Source organism: Vibrio sp. RM-69-4 (assembly GCF_024743775.1).
GTDB classification, from domain to species: Bacteria; Pseudomonadota; Gammaproteobacteria; order Enterobacterales; family Vibrionaceae; genus Vibrio; species Vibrio anguillarum.
The window spans coordinates 307009-329359 of record NZ_JAMQXI010000036.1 but is presented as its reverse complement, the minus strand read 5'-3'; the positions used below and the strand labels follow the sequence as shown (position 1 = coordinate 329359).

Sequence of the window (22351 nt, the reverse complement as noted above, 5' to 3'; positions counted from 1 at the left end):
GGTTGTTCCTTATTGATGTTCGTTGATAGCGTTAACTTGCTGACAAAGGTAAAGATCGTTTTCTAAATCGGGGTGGTATTGCCAAAGGATGTCATCGAGATGTTTGATTTTGTGTGCCATGACAAATTCACCCAGTGTGACCACACTTTCGGCAAAGCGATGCGGCACTGATGGATCGCGCTGATTTTTTGCCTCTCCTGATGGTGAAATACCTTGAAACCCTGTGGCGATTGGCACAATCCAACCACTCGTCTTGCGCTGGCTATGCCAAACAACACTTTGGTCTTCAAGCTGCTCACAATGGTGGTGTACGGTGAGGTAACCCAGCAGCGCATCTATCGCGTCAGCTCCTTGCTGCATGGCGTCAATCATTAAATCGCGGCGTTCGATCAGCACATAGCCTGGCATTAATTGGCGTAAGACTTGAGCTGTATTTTCTTCAGTAATCACAGATTTCATTGAGGGCTTCCCAACGGCAAGAACGTCGCCTCCTGCGACTTTCATCGTCGCGATCACAGCTTGCAACTGCTGGGTAAACTCTGGCTGCTGAACTTGATCTTCATTGCCACTCCACTCAATGACAAGGGACACATCTAAATGACAGCGTGCTTCCTCGATAAATGCCGAGCGTGAACCATCCTTATCGAGTGGATTAGCCGTACCGATAATTGAATGAACAAAGTCACCTTCGCCTTTATGAGTCTGAACATCACAACGATGGCTCACCACCGCAGCACTATGCAGCATGAGTTCTGATAACCCAGCCTGGTTCAGCTTGCGCTCTAACGCATGCACAAAGCCTAACCATGCCGTCATGGCCGGAAAGCCAATAGTAAAAGGGCTTGAAAGTGCATTGGCGTTGTGAATTTTTAAATGCGGTAAAATCAATACGTTCATCGCAAGTTCTCCTTATTGCTGGCAACCACCTTTTCTATCGCCAGCAGCTCTTGGTCAGCCAATGTGACGGGATTGGCGAGCACTTTGCTGCGGCTGTAATGGTTGATTAAGCCACGGGCAATGTGGCGAATGATTTTATCGAGCCACTCATCCTCTTGCTGACGCTGCTCAGCAAACTCCGGATAAAGCCAAATTTTTTGCTCCAAAGGCAACGCACTCGATAATTCACCGGAATACGCTTCAAGAAACAGGCGTACTTGCCACATTTTCTCTATCACCAAATCAACGTATTGCTGAATACGGTAGTCACGCCCATCACGGAGATTGATGTTGTTGTAGTCGGTTTGAAAGAGTCGATGCAGCGCTCCAAGCACTTCTTTGGCTTGCCAAGCGGTAAAACTCTCTTTGAAAAAATCCGTTTTCGGCAAACGAATATCGCGAGGTGTTAACTCCGGTGGCATCGAGGCAAGTAAATGCGCTTTTCCTGCAAATTTATTGTTCAACACACTTATATTCGCGGGTTTAGTTCCACCAAATCCTATCGTGGTTAGACCAAAGATTTCTTGGTAACCAACGGGATGAAACCGATTTGCTTTCTTGCACTCTCTTGCCTCATTCGCTTCATTACTAAATCGAAGGGCATCAAGACGTTGTCGGAGCTCAAATAAGTGCCCAGAATGCGTCAATAAAGAAAGTAAGTGATACTGCTGATCTGCGACCGGAAAATAAACCTGCTTGATTTTTGAGTTCGTAGATGTTTCTTCACTTGTACTTTTAATAGCTAAGAAGCTTGACCGGAGTTGTTCATAGTCAACACCTTTAACTGTTAAAAGCTCTCTAGCGACTTCAGTCTCAGACTCGATGTGTTTAAGAACACTCATACCATCAGAAAGAGTAACGCGAAGAAAATCTTCAGCGGCCAACGCGCCAGCGTCTCCAACTGAATCAGTCAAATCAAATCTCACATTGCCAGATCTGACAAAACCATCATTACGTTGGTTTCCTTCAAATAATACAGGAGATACAAATGTGCCATCCTTAATATTTGTTTTTCCAACGCCTGTACTTGGATGGCTAAATTTACTTGGATGAGTAGTTAACGCCCTACTACCTATTCTACGCGCCGCATCAGGCAACCAATTGTCTAATAGAAAGTTTTGTTCACACTCCTGTTGTTTTTCCAATACTTCTGCATCAGACATCGCTGCACTGATATTCTTCTTTAGCCATGCTTCTTTACGCTCCGCAAAAAAGGCGGCTATTACTGGATCTAACACGCGACTCCCCTCCATTATTTGACCTTAACCAACCCTAGTTGGTCGTTGTAGCTGTATTGCTGATTACCTTCACGGTAGATAAAACTGATTTCTCCATAGCGTACTGACGTGGCAAACTCCTGCTCAGGGCTTAGACTGTATAAACTGACTAACTCGCTATAATCACGCTGCAGCCAAAGCTTCTGCTCTTGTTCTGGCGCAAGCGGTCGATGTTCAATATTCAAGGTGCGTTCAATCGGATGTAAGCCGCCCTGTTCTTCACGCAAACAAAACTCAATGCTGCGCGCTTTTTTAACTAAGTAGATTTGTACTGTGGGTTCACTTTTACGAAAGCGTTTGAAGTGTTGCGGCAATGCGGTCAGCCACCAGTAGCCGTGAACATGACCGTGCAGATGCTCATACCAACATGACTGCGGCGAGCTACTGCGACGATTACGGTTGTATCTCTCCTGACGGCTGATATTGACTTGCTGTGGTTTGCCAATATGCTCGTTACCAAGGGTTTTCGCGATGGCAAAGTGCTCTAAATCGGCTAAGTTGTTGCGCGGTTCTAGCACGGCTCGCTTTTGGATACGTGCAATGGCATTGACTGATTGCAACAATGCTTCGTCGTCGACCAACTCTTTTAAATCATGGGTGACTAACGGTGAAATAGAGTCTATTTCATAGCCGGGATGATTAAATACTCGCTCAGCGCCGCCCCTGAAGCCTTTGACGTTGTATTGCAACAAGCCAATATTGGGCTCTTTAATCTCGCCATCGCGATGCCTGCGCACCCGACCTGCCATTTGAATAATCGAACGAAAAGATGAGGGTTCAATCACCGCCCAGTCAAAGTCATGATCACGCCCCACTTCTTCAACTGGGGTGGCAACCAAAATAAAAATCAGGTTTTTTGCTTGGCAAGCCGCTAGGTGTTCGCGGATCACGGGATGAGAAAAAGCACTTGGCAGTTCACCCGTTTTCTCTTTGCGCTTGAGTACTTCATCCAAATGCTTTTCTTGCTCATGGCGCAGCAACAGCACCTGCTGGCTGTGATAAGCCATGCAGCGCACTTCGGTATCGGTAGGCCAATCACAACTGAGTAGATATTGGGTTAATTCGACGCAAGGTTGAATATTGGCCACCCGAACCACACCGAACGACACCCTGATTTGGCTTTCTGGTTCTAAGGTGTTGTGGTGCTGGTGCTTGGCTAAAACTGCTTGCTTCACTGTCTCGAAGTACTGTTCCTCCAGCGGTTGCTTACTATGTTTAATGCATGGAATGATATCGGCCTTTCTCTTCGCGACCTGCTGTTTTAGCTTATCCACGCGTTTAGACACAAAGCGTTGCTGGAAAGCCTCATAGTTAGCTAAATCAGCATCATCGCAGCCCACCATCTGAACATCAGCGCTAAATTCATCGACATAAACACAATTAACAGTGCTGACTCGATCACGGCTGGCAGCAAAGACTTTCCATCCTTGACGATAGGCATTGTATAAACCCAATGCTAAATCCGGCGGTATGGTGGCAGAGGAAATCATCACTTTGCGCCCCAGCATGGCTGCCAGATGCACTAATCGGCCAATCGCAATCAGATCATCACCGGTAAAGTCGTCAATTTCATCAATCACCAAGTCGGATGACATTAAACGTAAACAGGGCAGAATATAGCGCCCACCGCGCTTAGTTTCGGTCGCGGCCATGATGTGGTCGATGGTGCACACTAGTACTGGGGCATACAGAAGTTTTCGGTCTTTTTCTTTGGTTAAAACAGTCGTGAGCTCTTCTTCAGGCAGCACACCTTGCCAATCCAGAACATCGTTTTCATCTTGAAGACTCTCCAAAGACTCAGAACCAGCATCCGCTTGTTCAGGTTCAATGTCGTCTTTTTCAACCGCCTTACCCGATTTATGCAACTCCGAAATGGCTTTAGAGCCAATCAGCACTGCTAAATCGCTCTCTTGCAGTTTGAGTCTTTCTTTATATTCGTCTCCGGTTTGCAAAGTGAGTGTTCGCAAACCAAGTGCCAAGATAAATCGTAGGCTTTCACCCTCTTCAGATAACGCCTGCATAATTTTGGCGTTGGCGATGGTTTTACCACAACCGGTACTGGCCATGTTCACCACAAAATAGCCTTGGCTTTTGTCTTCCGTGTGTTCTCGCCACTCGTTGATTTTGCGTACCGCTTTGTCTTGCCAACGGAATGCTTTAGGCGTGTTGGCCTTAGGTACAAGCTCACTAAGCTCGGTGGCTTCTAGTGGTTCGGTTTCAAAAAACGGCAGTAACTTCACTGTGTTCACCGCGACTTTAGCAACATTCACTAAGTGCTCATCCAGCTTTTGTTTACGTGCTTTGGTGCTGGGATCGGTGTTAGCGTACAGCTCTATCGAGGTTTTCCATTGATGATCATTAGGCTGTGAAGAGTAATAGTGGTCACCTAGCATCAAGCACAACCGAGCATGGTGTAGAATCCCTCGCCAACTACCATCATTGATTGCCTGATCGAGTAAAGGCAGATGATGCAATAGATCCTTGGCACGACGTTTAAGTTCGGCAAGCCAAATCGAGGAATTAGAGAGCAGACCTAACGGGAATTCAAAACATTTCGGCAGCAGCGCGTTGTACTCATCAAAGCGGTTTTCATAACCCCATGCTGGGGTAATTCTGGCAAGTAAATCCGCTAAAGACGAGTTATCAACTTCTCGTTGTCTATCACACAAGTCTTTCTCTTTGGGTAGAGGCAGGCGGTGATGAGAAACGATCAGCCAAGCGATCAAAGCCGCCGCTGTCGGTAATTCGGCAAGTGCTTTCTCTTTTTGTAACACGTTGGTATTAAAGCAAGTTTCATCAATGCCTTGATTAATGAGTGCGTTTAACCAAACCTCATCAAGACGTTCATGATTTTGATTAGAGATACATTGTTGAAACAGCAAACAAGATATCCACTCATGGCGTAGCGGGTCACCTTTATGCTTGTTTTTAATTTCTGGATTTAACTTTTCCTGAAAAAGTAAAGAGGCTTTACCCCAATCGTGCAGCAAAGCGGCCATTCCGGTTATCGCTTTAATCAGGGGTAAATATTTCCAATCATTTTCAAATTCACTGTTCAACAGGTCTTTCTCTGTACTGTTTACTGGCACATATCCCTCTGCATTAAATTTCTTCTTGTTACCTACCACCCACAAAAACTGGCTGCGCGAACGGGAGCGGATCCAGTGGCAACTGACTGCGGTACTGCGGCTGGCGGTTTGGCGCAGCATTTTTTTCACCGTGAGTAACCCTTCTTCGGTGATGAGGGTTTGCCATGTGTTATCACCAATGCGGTTGGCGAAGGCATCGAGTACACGGCGGGTTTTCTTGAGGGCGTTTTTCTCGCATTGACTGACAAAGGTGACCATCATAATTGGTGTGCCTCTCGCTCTTCTTCCTCTTTGCCTTGCAGTGCGACGTGTTTCACTGTGTCGAACATGAAGTCGAGCGCTTTGTGTTCGATGAAGGCTTGCAGTATTTGTTGGCGAAACTCTTGTTCTGTGGCGTTTTCTTTGGCGCAAACAAAGGCCCAAGGCAGCACAATGGCATCTTTGATTAAGTCCGCGACATCAAATACCAAGGCACCACGGCGGGTTTTGCCATGCATGACAGCAAAGCCGTGCGGAATGCCAAGCACCCATAAGCAGCTTGCCGCAAGCCCATAGGCTAAATAGTTGCCGTGATTGAGAAAATCGTTGGCTTTGTCGGTGCATTTTTTATCCGGCTGATGCTGACGCGTAAAGCCTTGTTTGCCTGTGTTATTGGCGGCGTATTTGTATAAGGCTTTGGTCAGCTGCGCTTCGGTGAGCAGTAGGTCGGATTGTTTACTCGCGGCTTCAGTACGTTGGTGGAAGGTATCAAGGGATTGCTTTATTACTTCATCTTGCAGATTAAATTTCTCAAGCGTTAACTCTCGGTCTGATCGCCAAACGCGCTGCAAGTAATCAATCCGTGCGTTTTGAAATTGTTTGGCGGCGGCCAAGCGCTTTTCATCATCAAACCAGAATGAGAGCCAGCCTTGTAAGTATTCTGTCGGGCGGTATTCGCTCTGAGGCGTGAACCATTCCACCTCGCAAGCCATGTGCAGTGGCGTACCGCCACCGCCACAAAATCCAACCAATACGCCAGCCTGTGAGAGCATGCGCATGGCGGCTTGAGTAATGGAGGTGCCGTTACCGAGCATGAGTACGGTGGTGTTGGCAATTGGAATATTGAAGTAGAGGTTTTCTTTGTCGGCTTCGGTCAAGTAGAGCACGCGGCCATCTTTTTGCATCACTCGGCAATATTCCAAGTAGTACATATTGGCGCGCTTTGAGTGCAGGATGACTTTAAGATCAGAGGGTGAGAGATCGTCCATAACTTGCTCCATGCTTTACGGTTATGCATCTACTTTATGCATCTGTTTCCTAAGCTCAATCCTGCGCATTTATTCAGGTAAAGTGACTTTACGTAAGCGTGGCTTGGCTGAGTTTTAACGTTCAAACAACCAAGGTTTGATGTCACGTGGGTTAACCAAAATCAGTTGCTGGGCTTCTGGCGTTCCTTCGAGATAGTGGGTTTTGACTTGCATCTCTTTGAGTAGGTAATCGACCAATGCGGCGCGCGTGGTTATGCGCAGTTGTCCGTTTTCCATTTGGTAGTCGTGGGCGATGACTTCTTTTTGCTCGTCATTTAAACGTGGATCAGGGGCGAAAATTAAATCCACCTGCGTATTCCAAACCCGATCATCCTCTTTGGTATGCTCTGAAGCATCGAGTAACTCAGCATCACCACGGCAGCGGCTTAAGACTAAATCGCGATAGCCCTGCGATTTTTCACAGTAGCCACGAACATGCCAACGCAAACCTGTTTTAACCAAGGTATGGGGGTGGAAAATTCGCCCTTCCCATTCGGGATTGGACAGTGACACATAGCCAAGCTCAAGGCGTTTTTGCTGACGAATCGCTGCCGTTAGCGCAGCAATCACCTGTGGTGCAACATAACGCTGTGGAACGGAGCAGTGCTCACCCAGCACGGCATTGAATGATGACTGAGGCGCATAGAACTGACCCGTGCTGAACCACTGCAAATAATGCTCGAGCGAGTGTTTGGGGGCGTCAAAGAGATATTGCGCGCTAAATTGATAAGGGCCAGACGCCATTTTCGTTAACCGTTCAGGATAATCTTTTTGGTACGCTCGGATATCCTGATAGGCCTGCTGGCGGGTAATCGAAAACTGGTCGACCAAATCTTTGTTACGCACATAACCTTGCCACAAGGCAAGCATTTCTAAAAATCGATGCCGTTCTTGAAGAGTGTGTATGGTCACGCTGAATATGCCTATCGTCTAACAATGAGCATAACGTAGCATAATCAATAAGATGTGTTCGTGATTATTTCGACATTACACATCTAAATTCACAATAATGGAATGAGGGATATCGAGCAAGGAATGTATTTCAAAGTATAACTTTGAAAACGACTGCAACTTTGCTCCAAAGCCATAATGGAAAATTTTAGAGTGGCACAACTTTTACTGAAGCATTCGAAACTGGATGCACCATTCGTTGAGTTGGAACTGGTCTTAAAAGGAGGTAGAAGGTAAGCTTCGTTCCTTGCCGACTGGCTAAAGCGAATCTAGCCATTATCAGTTGACAACATTTTCCGGGTTGAATCTTATGGCCGGCTGATAGGTGAGTTTGTTACATCGTGATTTGGGAAATATTCCGCCATTAGTCTTGCGATAAAGCCCTGACGTAAAAAGATAGCTAGATAGCTAGAAGTTAAGCCTTGGCGCGACAAGACTTAATCCAAAAATCTTCAGGCATATGTCATCAATGTGAATACTCACCATTGATTCCGACAGGAGCCTGAAATGAATCCCAAAACTTCCGAGTACCAAAAGCAGCAACGCTATCAGGAAAATGAAATCCTAGAGCATGCCGCTGAGATACTAGCTAACCGCTACGTGCGTGGCGATGCCCTAACCAATCCTGATGCCACCAAAGAGTATGTGCGCTGTAAGCTAGGCAGCTATGAACGTGAAGTGTTTGCCTTATTGCTACTGGATAACCAAAACCGACTGATTGAGTTTAAAGAGCTGTTTCAAGGAACGGTGGATGCGGCCAGCGTTTACCCACGTGAAGTGGTGAAAGCGGTGTTAGAAGTGAATGCCGCAGCGGTGATATTTGCCCATAACCATCCATCTGGAGACTCAACGCCGTCTCAAGCCGATAGACGAATAACAGAAAGACTCAAAGATGCTTTAGCGCTGGTGGATGTTCGCGTTCTCGACCATATCGTGACAGGCGATACCTGCACCTCATTTGCTGAAAGGGGGTGGTTATGATTGAGCAACATTATGGTGAGCTTTCTATTGATGACGCTTTACATACGTCACTGGAAGCCCTTTTGAATCGATACACTCTCCCAGAGAACGCTGAACGACTCGTGTTGAACTGCCGCCAAATGAGTTACTACCGACATCGACAAGGTTTGCATCCCATTGAAGTACAGCTTAAACGCGAGTCAGGCTCAAGCCCTTGGCTGGTGGTGTTCTTTGCCAGCTTCTCTTATCCCGACGACAACAGCACAACCGTTGAACCTGAGTTGTACTTTCATCTAGCTAATCGCTGGTGCTATCAACCCGATGTGGGGAGCACGGATTTATCCAACCCAGAGGTACAAGAGCTACTCTCGGTCTGGATGAAAGCCTTTGCTCGTCACCTTTCTAGAAACGTCTTTGATGACGTGCAACTGACGATGGTCGGTACGTTCCACTAAATTCTCACTCTCTCATTTCTTATTTGAATCCTGAAACAAGGAGGACTCACCATGTCCAAACTAACCTTCACAGCATCCACACTACCTGTATCGAAGAAACTGCATAAACTGCTAAGTGAACAGTTCACCACTCATTTACTGAGTAATGAAGCACTGACCACCAGCCGTTATCTGGTGTTTAACTTCCGTGATAAAAGTTACAGCGCGGATGAAGGCGGCTTTCATCCGGTTGAGATAGCGATTTGCCAAACCTCAACAGGGGAATGGAGCATTGAGTACATCACCGACTTTGCTTATATGGGAAATTACTATCCAGAGCTAGAGCGCAACTTGGATTTTGATTTTCGGGTTGGACAGTTCTTTGTGGCCTATCGTGGCTGGCTACCAATGCAAGGTGACCGTGATGCCAAAGAGCTGTATCGGCTATGGGAGAATAACTTTCTGGCCTATGTCGATACGGACGCCTACAACGAGATAGCCGTTACCCCGCAATAACTCATGACTTCCCTTCTTCTACAAACCATCAAACTTGTCACTGCCCTCATCACACTGTTCTCATTATCTCCGCTCTTCGGTGCCATCGGAGCCCTATCCACTTTAGGGTTTCTGGTGGTGCTGTTGATTGGGTTATTGGTAGTGATTGCTGAGCTCAGTGATAAGCATAAGCCTCGTTAATGTTAATCGGCTCACGCTTTGGTGATGCCGATTGATGCTGTTTTCACCGTTGGACATTATGTGTCTGACCCACCTCTATTCTCCCGACATTAAATGTCCGACTCCGGTGTGGAGCTTTGATGTATTGAGAGCGTAGTCATGAGCAATAAAACCAGCATTGAAGGGTTATCCGCTTTGCTGCACACGCTGATGCTTATTCCTCAACATCGATGGATCACCGTTAGGGAATTGCAGCAGCAGTTAGCCCTACTCGATATCCACCGCACCACGCGCAGCATTAAACGCTACCTCGATGACATCATTGTGGACGTGTTTAACGTGGAGTGTGATTCGATGAGCATGCCCCATGTTTACCGGAAAACCTCAGAACAATTACTGAAGCTCAACAAGCAGGAAATGCTCTATTGGCAACTGACCGACAAGTACTTACTGCCGCTGGTTCCTGATGCACTGAATCATGGGCAAGGGTCCTCCTCGGAGAGAGACAAACCCTTGTCACACAAGGGTTCAGCACATTCAAAAGAGCAAGCATGGTTAGCCAAAGTACATGTAGCTTTGCCCACTATTCGTGAGTGGAGCGACGAGCAACGGCAAGTGTTGAATGCGGTACACACGGCATTACTGCACAACCGTATGCTCAAGATATCTAGCCAAGTATTGCAGCAAGAGAAGGCGCTCATTGAGCCACTGGGACTCTCGGTTCAGTGTGACGCGCTCTTGCTGCTCTTTCGATTATCCGGTCAACACACGATACGCACCTTAGCCTTGCCCTTGATTGATGAGGCCAGTGTATCGACGTTTTCTTTTACCTATCCGACTGATTTCAATCTTGAGCGGTTCATGCGTGAACACGATGGAATCAGTGCGTCCTGAATTTCACTCATCGATGAGGAAAGCACCGTTATGACATTAATCAACACCCTACTCCGATACGCCGCTATGAGCGTGCTGTTTATCGGACTCACCGCTTGTGGCGACCAAGAAGAGACTCAAACAGCACCAGCAGATATTGAAGTATCGATATCGACTAACCCTCACTGGGGAACATTGGTCTTTGACCTGCAAGCCATCACCGACAACACCGTAATTAGCGATGTGGTGATTAACCGTGGCAACTGCCGATTACCTGCGGGGACTGCCTCCGAGCTATCAAGAAACGTTTCATTGCAGTTCGGTCAAACCTACACCGGGTACAGCAACAACTGCACCGTAGACAGCGTAAAAGAAATCGAAGTCACCTCCAGCGCTGGCACCTTTGTCTACACCTTCTAACTTCCAATTCCCAAATAACACACTCAACCAACTCGTAAGGATCAACTATGAACAAGTCATCTCTACTCATCACAGCAGCTTTAGTTTTCTCTACCTCTTCCGCCTTTGCTGGTGGAACACTGGGCGGCAGCCCATCCGCAGATTCGGGAGCCGTCAACACCAGTGTGGGCAAATGCACTCAATACAAAATGGATGTGAAAGCGGCGCAACAGGAAGGCAAGGATGTATCGACCATCACCGTTCCTGAAGGCTGTGACGCAATCAAAGAAAAGTAACACCACCAGCAACGATAAAAATGACAATGGGGAGCAATCGCGCTCCCCATTCTTTTTTTGCTTCTGTACGTAAGCTCCACACGGCCTTGACCATCCGCTTAAACACGTTTTTGGACAAAAGCTTCTTAGCGAAAATGACTTAGTGGCATCCGAAAAGTATCTTGAAACCTTAAACGCTTGTATGTGTGGTGAAATTGGTTCGTATGGTATTTCACATACTTTTAAGTAACTTTCTTCACGGAATGGAGACTCAGTCAGTTCAATTTCGCAATGTGATGTATAGACATCAAAAAGCTCGTAATACTCCTGAACCACCACGACACTCAAATCTTGTTTGATTTATTTCAAAACTAAAATGGACTGCCTTTGATATTTTCGTTCCCAAAGATTTTACCAAGGGCAGTAAGTGATTTATCAGAGAGGTACTGCGTAAAGAGGAGCGTGAGGTTATGTTTCGCCCGAGAGCAGCTGACATAAAACAAGTTTCTATTTCGTTCAAAAGTTCCGTCTTTTCCTTTTGGGACACCGTTTTCTATCCATTCAAGCATTTGATCCCAGTTGTAGTGATTCCAGCCACGGCCGCAAACTACTAGTACATTATCAAACTGGGCGCCTTTTACCCCATGCTTGGTTGAAAACGGGGTTTTATCATTTATGTACTCGGCCAAGTTTATGACTTCAGAGTAAGACACTGCACGAAGACGCCTAATTTTGGCGACGAAACTCAATTCATCTGGCTCTAATGAATCTTTATCACGGGCAGATAATGTTTGATAACGGACTTCAGAATCCGCGACTTTTGCCGGAACTCTCGGCATACTCGTAGTTATCAACAGGTCTAAAACATCACCGATTGTAGATGTGTCTCTAAGTCGCATTAACTTTTCTAAATTCTCAATCCAAGCAGTTTTGTCAGCTTGCGACGTTAAGTAGGAGCGGTTTTTCTTTTTAATCTGAAGCAATTCACCATACTTACGTTGTTGGAAAGCTAGCGCCGTTAACTCAACAGTATCAACAAAGAACTCAATGTATTTGTCATTTTTTTTCAGATAGTCTTCTGCATAATTGAAGCAGTCAGCCAAATTCTTAAATTTCTGTTCTGTAGCTATCAGGTTATTCGTCAAGAACAATATTTTGGTTTTAGATAACGACATATCCCAACCATGTTCAACCATTAATGATTTGGTTTGCTGGATAAATCGTCTAGTTTCTTCCTCAGGAAGATCGTCTTTCCAATGTGCACCAGTTTGACGTGCACCTTGCCAATCATTTGAATGGTAGACCTTTATACCTCCAACAGAGCTTGGGTCGGATTCGGCTTGAGGTAATTCAGGGCGCATGCGATTCAGGCATTCAACGATGTTTTTATCAGAACGGAAATTGGCTCGTTTGCCAATCTCGATGATTTTTCCTGCAGGGCTACTAATCAATCCACAGACTGACGAGCCGTATATTTTTTGCCAATGATCGCCAAAAAGGCCAACCACAACTCCCGAATCATTATCAATCAGGTTTTGCACGATACTTTCGGCAAGTACGCTATCAGTGTCTTGATATTCATCGATAAAGATAATTGGGAATTTACTTTTCAGTAATTTCTGGAATTTGGGAAAGGCCAACATGCGAGCCATTAACGCGACTACATCGTCATGATGCAGAGAAATTTCATGCTCTTTAATCGACGCATAACCTAAATCGTACTTAACCGTTTGATTACCAATGCCTACCGATTCTGCAATTCTCTCTTGCCACTTTGCCCCAAGCGTAGGAATAAGTTGTCTCAACTGCACTTGGTAGTTTTGCAAAACACTCCAACTGAAGGCATGAATCGTATCTGCAAAAATGACTGGATTGTTATCGGTTCTTGCCTTGATCTCGTCTTTGGCCACGTTTGTATAAGTGATACATGCAACTTGTTTCCCAGATACAACAAACTCATTTGCACGTAACGAAATCAGATGCTTGAGCGACTCAATCAACGAATAGGTTTTTCCCGCTCCAGCACCGGCTTCCAATCTGAAACATTGCCCTTGGTCAATACAACCTCTCAAGCTTTCAAGTGTCTCTACTGACGCCTGTGCTGCGGGGTTCAGTGCAGTCATGATTGCACTCCTTCAACAGCAACTGTTGGGTCTTCGTCTAACCATGCGCACCCTTCTTGGATATACTTGGGGACGAGCCAATCCGTATTACTTATACAATATTCAATAGCAAAATCAGCTTTGCTCTTTTTGCCGATATCTTTTGCCTTGTCATAAACAGCGGCCTCAAGTGCGGAACCAGTTAAGATATTTAGCTGGAATAACTGGCTATTAACCAAGATAAATGCATCTTCAAAGCTGCGGCCGCATAAACCACTAACATCTTCATCTACCTGAAAAGCAAGTCGCCGATATCCGAGAATTTTAGAATCTGAATCTTTAGCTCTAATAGTAGCTAAGTCAGAATAACCCTCCTCGCCAAACCATTTTGAAATGCCGACGTTACTCGACCTGTCCCCTTGGCTCACCATTACAGCGGCATGATGTTGTTTTGAATCAACTGCGTCTAAGTCAGTAATAAAGAGGGTTTTAAGCTCAAGGAAATCTATGAATTTGTAGAAGTGGTGTGCATAAGCTCCACCAATTTCGACGACTGACAGGTATTTCTGTCTTAAGTTAGTCCCTAAAGCTGCGTCAACTTTTTTAATCATTTGAGGCAACAATATCCTTTCAGTCGCCCCTTCAACGAGGATCGCTCGGTCTGCAAAATACAGGTCGCATTTTGTGAGCGTCAGGTATTTATGCAAAAACTCTTTGTCGCCCGCTGCTTCGGCACTTTGGAAAGCAACGCCCAGATCCTTAACTTTGGTCTCATTTCCATTTTTGGATAGGAAATAACGAACCTTGCTAAAATCAGCTTCGTTGGCAATATGCGAGGAATGAGTACTCACAATAAATTGTACAGGCCACACCTGCTGGTTATTTAGTTCGCGCTGGAACTGCTCAACAATTTGCTCAAGCTGTCGAATAAATACTTCCTGCATTTGCGGGTGAAGATGTGCCTCGGGCTCTTCTATGAAAATTACATGCCCTTTCGGTGGCGTTTGATGGCTTTGAAACTCACGGAAATACTCATAAATTCGGAAGAGGATAAAGATCAGATTCCGCATTCCCAGCCCGTTATAGGTTTCTGGCAATGTAAAATGGTCATCTCGTTGATAAAACACTCGGGTGTGACTTTCCAGCAGTGATTTCACATTAAGCTCTGTTGCTGCGCTTAAATTTGGATCGTGCAGACCCGGATATCCAAAAATATTTAAGGTGGGAAGTAGAGCTTTCACTCTTGCCTGAAAGTCAGTATCAACAACTTGTTGTAATCCTTCGACGACATTATGAATTTCAGCTGATTGCGCCTTAAAAGCTTCTGGCGCACCAACACTACTCGCACTTTTGAAAATATTACCTAACGATTTACCAAGCACATCACGTTCATTGTGCGTTTCGTCATCTAAACCGCGTTGTGCATTTATAAGACCCGACAGCAGCAATTTTTTAAATGACGAAAACTCAAGCCGTGCTTTGTTGCTCTGGTTTGTCGGCTCGACCGCGTAAACTGTAGCTTCGTAGTAATGCTCTATCCTCGCCCTCAGATCCGAAAAATACTGCTTTCGTTTGATGGTATCGAGCCCACTAAAAAAATCGCCGATCTTGCCGTCTTTTAACTGATAAGAAATCAGGATAATGGTTTCAAATAATTGGTCGTTAAAATCGATAATAAAGTCGCCGAGGACACCATATTCGTCCGCATTTTCTTTATAATTGATAAGTAACTCTAGCTCGATAGTTGGAAGCATGGGCCTCACAACATCGTCTTCAGCTCCGCCTTGATGAGCATTCAGCGCATCTTCGAAACCTGACAGACAGGATTGATTGAAATCCTCATAACGCACCTTGGGACCAGCATGATTCAGAAAGCTGCGAAAAGCCTCAGCAAATGAAGTTTTCCCAGTATTGTTACGCCCAACAATAATGGTTGTTTTTTCATCAATCGAAAATGACACATCTTTGAGCAGACGATAGTTTTTAATTCGTACGTTTTTTATTTTCACTTTTCATCCCTGACTCAAATTTTATCCGATATTAATAAGCACTTTGTAGCATTACTAAAATTGGGTCAATAGTCGCGTTTCAGAGTGAGCCTAAAGTCACGTTACTAAATCACTTAATGGAGCAAAAACTTGCTAAGAGAGCGGTTGGTCTAATGCTCGCTCTCGCTCCCACATCGCATCCACCTTCAGATATATGTTATCTAGAAAAACGCAAATAACGGGATAATAGCGGTTTGTTGGATTGTGCCTACAAACCGCATTGTTACATCAATCGATATCACTTCTAGCAGCATCAACTGCTAGAGAGTCCGCAATCTCATTCCCTCTGACACCAGAATGCGCTCTAACCTTTTTGACTTCGACGTACCTTTCAGAGAGAAGAGCATCGACTGTCTACCACAAGCGGCTATTTAAAATCGTGCTTTAATCCGCTCTACGCCAGTTTTTCTTCTTCCAGCTATCACAATGTCTGAAGGCAGTGAAGCCAGCAAAGAAAAGTAACTTCACCTGCAGCGGTAAAAATAACAATGGGGAGCATCACGCTCCCCATTCTTTTTTGCTTCTATACACCAGTTTGAAGGTATATGTTATCGATAAAAAACACTCTTGACCTTGGTAGAACCAACTTCATATAAGACTTGAATAGTATGACCATTCACAGACTTGTACTTGTCCCAAGCTCCGACAACACCAAGTACTGGTACTTTTTTCTCTAACATCGAATCAATAGGCTTCCCCATCATCTGATGAACTAGTTCCTTGGATGATATATTCTTTAAGTCACCCATAAAGAAGTTAGGCTTCGTGGCAACAATCAATTTTAGAACGCTGTTGTTTGCGTCAAATTGAAACTCCAGCCCATTATCAAAAGTTCGAATGTAAAATTCTTCAGTGTAGCCTTCCATCGTCGATGGCACATTACCAGCTATTAACGCTGCAAACTTAGGGCTCTTCACAAGGTCTTGATAAGTGCAACCTATAAAGTCATGATAATTTTTAAAATCAACCACCAACACTACTCACAAACAGAAATCCTGATGTCGACGATCTGATCTGGATTAGTATGCGCTAGGCTAAACGTTAGTTTGTATTGACCCAATAAATCATACTGAATCCAACCGTTTTTTACTAAGCCTGGTAGTTTTCTTGAACCTACTGATTTTACAGGCTCACCTAATACCGATTTTATCGAAGCTAAATCCATTTTTTCCGTCAGTGGTATATCTTCCGTTGAAAGTATACTCACTAGTTTTTCATCAAGAGGACACCCCACGATGAAAAATTTAAGGCGCTTATCTTTATCAAAGATCATATTGATCTTATCGTCATAACACACTAGGTCAAATCGCTCATCTAATGTCGGATCAAACTGAAGAGTATTGCCTCCGACTAGAGATGCAAAAGAACTATCTTTTATCAGATCATTGTATCGGCTGTTGAGCCATTTAATTACTTTAGTCATAAATTCCGGACTCTTCATTTAGTTTATGTAGTTCATTGAAAGAGTGTTCAATTTCACTGTCACTATACCCATGCTCTTTAAGACACAAAGTAATAGCTTCCATATCTTTTTGAGCTGCTTTTCTCAAATTTTGTGAGTCAACTGTACTTTGATCAGGCTGATTCCTACCACCATAAGTTCTAGAGCACTCTTTATGAACCTCATGGGGAATCGCTATTCCATTAGTAGCTTTTTTCAACTCCGCTAATTCTTTTGCTGTTAAAGGCTGCCCATCATTAGTAGCCCATTTTTCAATTGCTTTAAATGATGGAATATGATCTATATCCATTCCATCCTTTTTGCTTCTTGGCGCTAAGTCGCCATAAGTGCCTACTTCCAGTGGTTTTACCTTAGTAATTCCAGCACTACGCTTATTAAATACTAAGTACAAGGGGGACACGCCAGAATCCGCAGGGAAAGTCACAATATACTCAGCAAGCTCTTCCTCGGGATAGAGCGCTGTACCTATCTCTTGTTGATGTTCTTCAATAGGACGAACCCAGATATTGTGAACATCGAGTTGATCGTTTTCGGGCAATACAGTATCGGGGGTCAGTACATCCGTTGAACCATCCGGTGTCCATGTAATGGTAATCCCATTATCTAGCTCCGCAACAAAGTGCTGTCCTTGTTGCACCGCCTCACGCTTCGCAACTCGCTCACCATAGGCGCTACCCTCTCCCGTTTTGATGCCGACCACTTGCTGTTTACCATTCTCGTCCGTATACATGTTGAAACGTACACGCATCGTCGTAGTGTCACCAGTCGCAAAATCTGGATTTCCGTCTAAAGTGGCATCCCCAAGCTGAGACGGCCATAAGGCGCCCACTAGAACACCCCCCATTCTTCGGGCCAAGACCTTAAGTGCTTCTCCTGAAATAGACCAAGAGCCTATAGTATTTGTCGTACTGGAACTAAGAATGCCAAGGTTTGTTGCCGCGCCATTTGCGGGGATCGAAAGTAGAGCAACTTTACCATAATCGGTTGCTTTAGAGGCCGTGGTGATGGTGGTTAAGTTAGTGACGGGCAATTCTTTCTCGAACAGACTATCGCTGTTTATCGCCTTAAACTGGGTTCCTGAAATAAGCGAGTCAGAGTAATCATAATGCGTATTCGCCAAGCAGCTATAGGTACAAGGGGAGAGCAGAGGTAAAGCAGTCGCTTTTTCTGGAGTGCTCTGGTTTTCTTCGACGGCCTTAACGGTCAGCCTATCTCCGACTTTCAACGACATCGGATCGGCATTGTACTGTGGATTCAAATCAAGTAGCTGTTTCGCCGACAAACCATATTGCTCTGCAATGGCTCCCCATGATTCTCGTTGGTTGGTTTTAGAGTCCGTTCCAACAGTATGCGTTTCTGGTTTACTCTCTGCTTTCTCTGTTTCCGCGGGTTGAGTAGTTTGTCTTTCCGCGACAGGTTGCTTGGGCGCCGCAAGCAATTCGTTGATATCAAGCTTGATACCATGTTGAGCCAACCAGTCATCATCGAGGTTGTCTAGCTCTTCTCGGGTAATTGGCTGTTCAAGATAAATCAGATGTTGGTTTTCAACGTCTTTACCTTCGAGCTTCCAGTAAACCAGAATGGCACTTTGATAGATGTTGTAGCCTTGCTCATCATTAAGCTGCTCGTGAGTGGAGCGTGTCGCGTAGAAGGCCCACTTGCCATTTCCTAGCAGCTTGTATTCTTGAACTAAACGGCCATTGTAGAAATGGTAGTAGTAGCCTTCTGTTGGTAGCCCCAAACGCTCACCAAGCTGCACTGAGGGGACAACTGGGATAAAGGCTTCTCGCACTACACCAGAGCCTATAGGCTTGACCTGTACGCTCTCTGGAACGCTAATGCCCATAGAGCTAGAAGCCACTTTCGCTACCAGCTTTTTAGGTTCATCAAATGCGGTATAGGCGGTGTATTTCGTACCGTGATCGGTTCGCTCGGTTTCCCAACGACCCACTACAGGCTCTTGTTTGGTTTTTGCCAACTCGAATGCACAACCAATATTTTGCTTAAACGTTTCATCTGAACACGCTATTTCAAAACAATACTCATATTTAATCTTGGATGTCGTTTCTCTTTGGTTGGGTTTCACAGGCTCAGGAACATACGTTTCGTCAATACTAGGCTCACTTGCACCACCTCTACTTGGCGCACCACCAGCCGCACCGCCAGACATTATTGTTCTAGAAAGGTAGGCATTCTTCGCTTCTGGCGAAAGTGCCTCTTGTCCTTCAGTCGATAATTCCCAAGATTTGCTCATTCCGTCTTGGAGCATCACAGGCTTAGAAGGGGAATCCGTCAATAGTGCTAACTCACCACGTTTCAGCTTGTCCATAAAACTAGAATAGCTCATTCCCTGAGGAAGTGCTGAACCCAACGTTCTCTCATCCAGTCTTTCTATATCACCTTCGACCTGCCCAAACTCATATGTCATCAGTTCGGTTAGCCGTACCACTCGATAACCCACAATCAAACCCATCCGCTGCTTTCAATGGGCGTATTCTACCTAACCAGTGGGAATTGCAGGATTTATAACCATATGTTCTGCCTACCAATTGCAAACATTGTGATTTTTATTCACTGAACACAACCACGTTGATAATGACTTAATCATTAACCAACTTATCCTAAACCAAAAATAGGGCATAGCTTGAGAGGTATAATCCTCCCAAACTATGAATTATTGTATTAGTCGGCTTCCGCTGCTTCAACCGCTAACAAATCAGCTCTTTCATTCCCTTCAATACCCGAATGTGCTTTGACCTTAAATACCTCGACATACTTCCTAGAACTCAACTCGTCCACTTGTTGCCAAAGCTGGCGGTTTTTAACCGGTTTCTTATCCGCTCGACGCCAACCTCGGTCTTTCCAATCGTCCATCCAGATGTTGAAGCCTTTTACGCAGTACTCACTGTCTGAGTAGATAACATCACCATCTTCGGCATATTCCGGCCCTTCGATAAGTGCCAGTAACTCCAGCTCCGCACAATCCGTCTCTCGGTCAATGGTAATGCTATCTTCATGGACGATATCATCGTTCTCATTGAAGACCACCAGCCCTATGCCACCTCGTTTGCAGCCGTGTTGATTGTTTGGTGCAGCGCCGTCTACGTAAATTGAATAACTCATTTTTTTATCTCTCTAATTGAAAAAGGGCGCATGACTTTGCTTAGCCTGCGCCCCGTTGATGTTTGTGTTACTGAAAGGATTCTGCGTTGTCTCTCATGCTCAGACGTGATTCCATCCATTCCTCTATTTCACTTTCGACCCAAGCTACCGCTCGTCCGCCGAGTGGCACACTCTTAGGAAAATCGGTTTCATCTGCCATGAACTTGTAGATAGTTGAACGGCCTAACCCTGTTAGTGACATCACTTCTTTTAATCGTAGAAATCTCATGGGAATTGTCTCCTCTTGTATATACCCATGGGATAAGCCGCCACTGTAAAAAAGTGCAGTCGGCCTAATCTAATCTAGGCTAGAGCCAAAGCAGTAACGCTCTTCTTTCCACGCTTCAGCAAAGCTACTCAGACGGTGGAAGACACAACGCTTTATATTGGTATCTTTGCTCTTACAGCGTGTTCCTAGTCCATAGTTCCCTCGGTCGTTAAACAAGATCATTGATCGCTCTTTGCCTTTGTAGTGCTTTTCTATCGCTTCCTTCCAAGCTGTTTTTAGATGATCCACAAGCTGATTACTTTTATCCCAACAAATGGCAGGGCCGAAGTACTGACTATCATCAAGAAACAGCATTACTCGGTAGTTATGTGAAGGGGTTTTATCAGCTCGCTTACGCCATATATAAGGCAACGAATCGGCATCGATTTTCTCTTTCAGAATGTCAAAGTAATCATTAAGGATGCTGAGATCGGTGTCTTGATGATCTTTAGGCAGGTATAAATCCAAACGCATCGCAAGAGTACGTTGATACTGAGTGAGAGCCTGATCAAAGACCTTATCCATCGTGGTAAGCGCTGATTCATAAAGTCCCTTATTGCTGTAAAACAATGGATAATCTTTAAATGTTCTAGCACGAGTAATGGTTGGAAGGTGGGTTGTGTTCGACATGGGTAATACCTCTCAGAGTGTGAATGACATAGGCATTGCTCGCTCTGTATTTTTAAGGTGAGTCGTGACTGCAACCAAAGCTCTTGTTGGGGTGAGCGTTCCGGTTGGCAGTGGGCTTCGCTAGACGACTGATTCGATAAAAAAACTCGTTTAACTGTAACGGGAACACTTGAGCGTCAGACAACAGCTCAAAACCTTCATTCGTAGGAGAGTAGGCTAATCCAGAGCATGGTTGGCTGTAATAATCTTCAACCACCCTATCCCATGTCTTCCTCACTTTTTTGTAGAGAAAACGTCCCCAACCCTCTCGTCCAGTGCCGAAGTTTTGAAAGAGATCCCTATCAAAGAGCAAGATAAGATGATGGTGATCGCTGGTGGACTCACTCGCCTTCGTCCAGATATAGCGAATGACCGTTTGCTGGTATCGATAAGTTCTGTCGGTGTATTTGTCCTTACAAAGTTCGTTAGTCTCTGATTCCAAAATACGAAAGAACTGGGCAAACACCATTAGGTAATCGTTCCCGAGGTCACTCGGTAGGTTTAGGTTGATGTGAACAGCATAGACTCTTGGATATTGGTTTAGTGCTTCAGTCAGCACTCGGTCTATCTCCTCTAGGTATTCGAGGACGAGACCATCTTCAAAGTAGTAGAGTGGTTTCCCATTGAAGGTTCGGTCATGAGTGATGGTGTGGGCTCTTTGATGAATGACGTTGAGTTGATGAATCATGATTGGTTCCTGTGGTTTGTTGTGATTCCCACAGGAACTGTGACTACCGTTATTTTTTGAGCTACTTATGACTATGGCCGAAATTTCGTCTACCACTACCAAAGTGCTTGGTGTTCTCTTTCGCTAGATAGCTAATGTGCTTGAAGAACTCATCAAACGCATCATCAAAGTCATCAGTGTTACAATTCAAGCGGTGGATAACCACACTGTCGCTATTCTTTCTCTTTGAAAAATGAACCAGTCCATTGGCTTCCTCGTAGTCGACACCAGCCACCCTCGCCCATGCCTCTACGATAAAAGAGCCTAAGTTCTCCTGTTGTGTTTGAGTTTTACCCAACCAGTTAAATCTATCTTTGTTGAACATGAGTACTAGGTGATAGTGGTCGTTTATCGAGCTAGAGCGCTCCCTCACCCAAGCAATCCGCACTTTGCAGGGATGCACTCTACTCCCTTCTCTTTTCTTTCGCTTTCCCGAGTGATCAATCTGCGACTGTAATGAGCGTAGAAAGTCGGTCATGACATTACCGCTTATTTCATTTTTCCTGAGCTTAGGAAACCTCAAATCGACGCGAATAGCCATAAGCCGAGGATACTCGTCCAATGCGAGATCAATCGTATTGTGCATTTTCTCTAAGTAGTCGATATAGAGTGGACCGTGCTCGGTCTGGATAGGTCTACCCAGAAACGTTTTCTTGTTGGTCAGTCTGAGGTTTTTGTTTTTTCTAGAACGTACATTCATTCCTATCTACTCCGGTGTTTAGGTTCATAGATAGGTCTGTGTCGTTAATTTTTAATTG

Annotated in this window: 22 protein-coding genes and 1 pseudogene; 7 read left to right on the top strand and 16 right to left on the bottom strand. The window is 45.0% G+C overall.

Going from position 1 to position 22351, the window contains the following annotated elements; genetic code table 11:
- Window positions 1-9 precede the first annotated feature (9 nt).
- The 5 genes from csy2 to NB504_RS05745 form a co-directional block, all read right to left on the bottom strand.
- Window positions 10-897 (bottom strand): type I-F CRISPR-associated protein Csy2, encoded by an 888-nt coding sequence (gene csy2 / locus NB504_RS05765; protein WP_258428464.1) that lies wholly within the window; start codon window positions 895-897, stop codon window positions 10-12.
- On the bottom strand, window positions 894-2189 hold the full coding sequence (locus NB504_RS05760) for a type I-F CRISPR-associated protein Csy1 (protein WP_309303439.1): 1296 nt from the start codon (window positions 2187-2189) through the stop codon (window positions 894-896). The genes csy2 and NB504_RS05760 overlap by 4 nt, the downstream gene beginning before the upstream one ends.
- Window positions 2189-5563, bottom strand: coding sequence for a type I-F CRISPR-associated helicase Cas3f (gene cas3f, locus NB504_RS05755; protein WP_258428462.1), 3375 nt, complete (start codon window positions 5561-5563; stop codon window positions 2189-2191). The genes NB504_RS05760 and cas3f overlap by 1 nt, the downstream gene beginning before the upstream one ends.
- Complete coding sequence (cas1f, locus tag NB504_RS05750) at window positions 5560-6549, bottom strand: type I-F CRISPR-associated endonuclease Cas1f (protein WP_258428460.1); 990 nt, start codon at window positions 6547-6549, stop codon at window positions 5560-5562. Before cas1f ends, cas3f begins: the two co-directional genes overlap by 4 nt.
- Window positions 6550-6663: 114 nt before the next feature.
- A complete protein-coding gene (locus NB504_RS05745) occupies window positions 6664-7500 on the bottom strand; it encodes a WYL domain-containing protein (protein ID WP_258428459.1) in 837 nt (278 codons plus the stop codon).
- Between the two features lie 546 nt (window positions 7501-8046).
- On the opposite strand from NB504_RS05745, the gene radC reads away from it, so the two are divergent.
- The 7 genes from radC (at window position 8047) to NB504_RS05710 (ending at window position 11176) form a co-directional block, all read left to right on the top strand.
- Entirely contained in the window at window positions 8047-8520 is a 474-nt protein-coding gene (radC, locus tag NB504_RS05740; protein ID WP_258428458.1) for a DNA repair protein RadC, read from the top strand.
- The gene (locus NB504_RS05735; protein ID WP_258428457.1) at window positions 8517-8954 is read left to right on the top strand and encodes a DUF2787 domain-containing protein; all 438 of its coding nucleotides are present in this window, start codon (window positions 8517-8519) and stop codon (window positions 8952-8954) included. Before radC ends, NB504_RS05735 begins: the two co-directional genes overlap by 4 nt.
- Before the next feature lie 51 nt (window positions 8955-9005).
- On the top strand, window positions 9006-9449 hold the full coding sequence (locus tag NB504_RS05730; protein ID WP_015296108.1) for a DUF2787 domain-containing protein: 444 nt from the start codon (window positions 9006-9008) through the stop codon (window positions 9447-9449).
- A gap of 3 nt (window positions 9450-9452) precedes the next feature.
- On the top strand, window positions 9453-9629 hold the full coding sequence (locus NB504_RS05725; protein WP_258428456.1) for a hypothetical protein: 177 nt from the start codon (window positions 9453-9455) through the stop codon (window positions 9627-9629).
- 138 nt (window positions 9630-9767) lie between these two features.
- Window positions 9768-10502 (top strand): WYL domain-containing protein, encoded by a 735-nt coding sequence (locus tag NB504_RS05720; RefSeq protein ID WP_258428455.1) that lies wholly within the window; start codon window positions 9768-9770, stop codon window positions 10500-10502.
- A gap of 30 nt (window positions 10503-10532) precedes the next feature.
- Window positions 10533-10901 (top strand): hypothetical protein, encoded by a 369-nt coding sequence (locus NB504_RS05715; RefSeq protein WP_258428454.1) that lies wholly within the window; start codon window positions 10533-10535, stop codon window positions 10899-10901.
- 47 nt (window positions 10902-10948) lie between these two features.
- Entirely contained in the window at window positions 10949-11176 is a 228-nt protein-coding gene (locus tag NB504_RS05710) for a hypothetical protein (RefSeq protein ID WP_258428453.1), read from the top strand.
- 350 nt (window positions 11177-11526) lie between these two features.
- Here the strand turns inward: NB504_RS05710 and NB504_RS05705 are convergent, their stop codons facing one another.
- From NB504_RS05705 to NB504_RS05655, 11 genes and pseudogenes are all read right to left on the bottom strand, one after another.
- Complete coding sequence (locus NB504_RS05705; protein ID WP_094867705.1) at window positions 11527-13278, bottom strand: UvrD-helicase domain-containing protein; 1752 nt, start codon at window positions 13276-13278, stop codon at window positions 11527-11529.
- Window positions 13275-15266 (bottom strand): ATP-dependent endonuclease, encoded by a 1992-nt coding sequence (locus NB504_RS05700; RefSeq protein ID WP_258428452.1) that lies wholly within the window; start codon window positions 15264-15266, stop codon window positions 13275-13277. Before NB504_RS05700 ends, NB504_RS05705 begins: the two co-directional genes overlap by 4 nt.
- Window positions 15267-15533: 267 nt before the next feature.
- A pseudogene (locus NB504_RS05695) lies at window positions 15534-15728 on the bottom strand (RNase H family protein); the annotation flags it as partial.
- A 125-nt stretch (window positions 15729-15853) separates the two neighbouring features.
- Window positions 15854-16282 carry a hypothetical protein gene (locus tag NB504_RS05690; protein ID WP_019830278.1) on the bottom strand — a complete coding sequence of 143 codons (429 nt, stop codon included), beginning with the start codon at window positions 16280-16282 and terminating at the stop codon, window positions 15854-15856.
- Window positions 16282-16728: a hypothetical protein gene (locus NB504_RS05685; RefSeq protein WP_229632839.1), complete on the bottom strand. Its 447-nt coding sequence runs from the start codon at window positions 16726-16728 to the stop codon at window positions 16282-16284. Before NB504_RS05685 ends, NB504_RS05690 begins: the two co-directional genes overlap by 1 nt.
- Window positions 16721-19240 (bottom strand): S-type pyocin domain-containing protein, encoded by a 2520-nt coding sequence (locus NB504_RS05680; RefSeq protein WP_258428451.1) that lies wholly within the window; start codon window positions 19238-19240, stop codon window positions 16721-16723. The genes NB504_RS05685 and NB504_RS05680 overlap by 8 nt, the downstream gene beginning before the upstream one ends.
- A 209-nt stretch (window positions 19241-19449) precedes the next feature.
- Window positions 19450-19890: a ribonuclease HI gene (locus NB504_RS05675; RefSeq protein ID WP_258428450.1), complete on the bottom strand. Its 441-nt coding sequence runs from the start codon at window positions 19888-19890 to the stop codon at window positions 19450-19452.
- Between the two features lie 67 nt (window positions 19891-19957).
- Window positions 19958-20158: an AlpA family transcriptional regulator gene (locus NB504_RS05670; protein ID WP_001211743.1), complete on the bottom strand. Its 201-nt coding sequence runs from the start codon at window positions 20156-20158 to the stop codon at window positions 19958-19960.
- 69 nt (window positions 20159-20227) lie between these two features.
- On the bottom strand, window positions 20228-20827 hold the full coding sequence (locus NB504_RS05665; RefSeq protein WP_024700458.1) for an inovirus Gp2 family protein: 600 nt from the start codon (window positions 20825-20827) through the stop codon (window positions 20228-20230).
- A gap of 52 nt (window positions 20828-20879) precedes the next feature.
- Window positions 20880-21554, bottom strand: coding sequence for an inovirus Gp2 family protein (locus tag NB504_RS05660; protein WP_258428449.1), 675 nt, complete (start codon window positions 21552-21554; stop codon window positions 20880-20882).
- A 61-nt stretch (window positions 21555-21615) separates the two neighbouring features.
- On the bottom strand, window positions 21616-22293 hold the full coding sequence (locus NB504_RS05655; RefSeq protein WP_258428448.1) for an inovirus Gp2 family protein: 678 nt from the start codon (window positions 22291-22293) through the stop codon (window positions 21616-21618).
- Window positions 22294-22351: the final 58 nt, after the last annotated feature.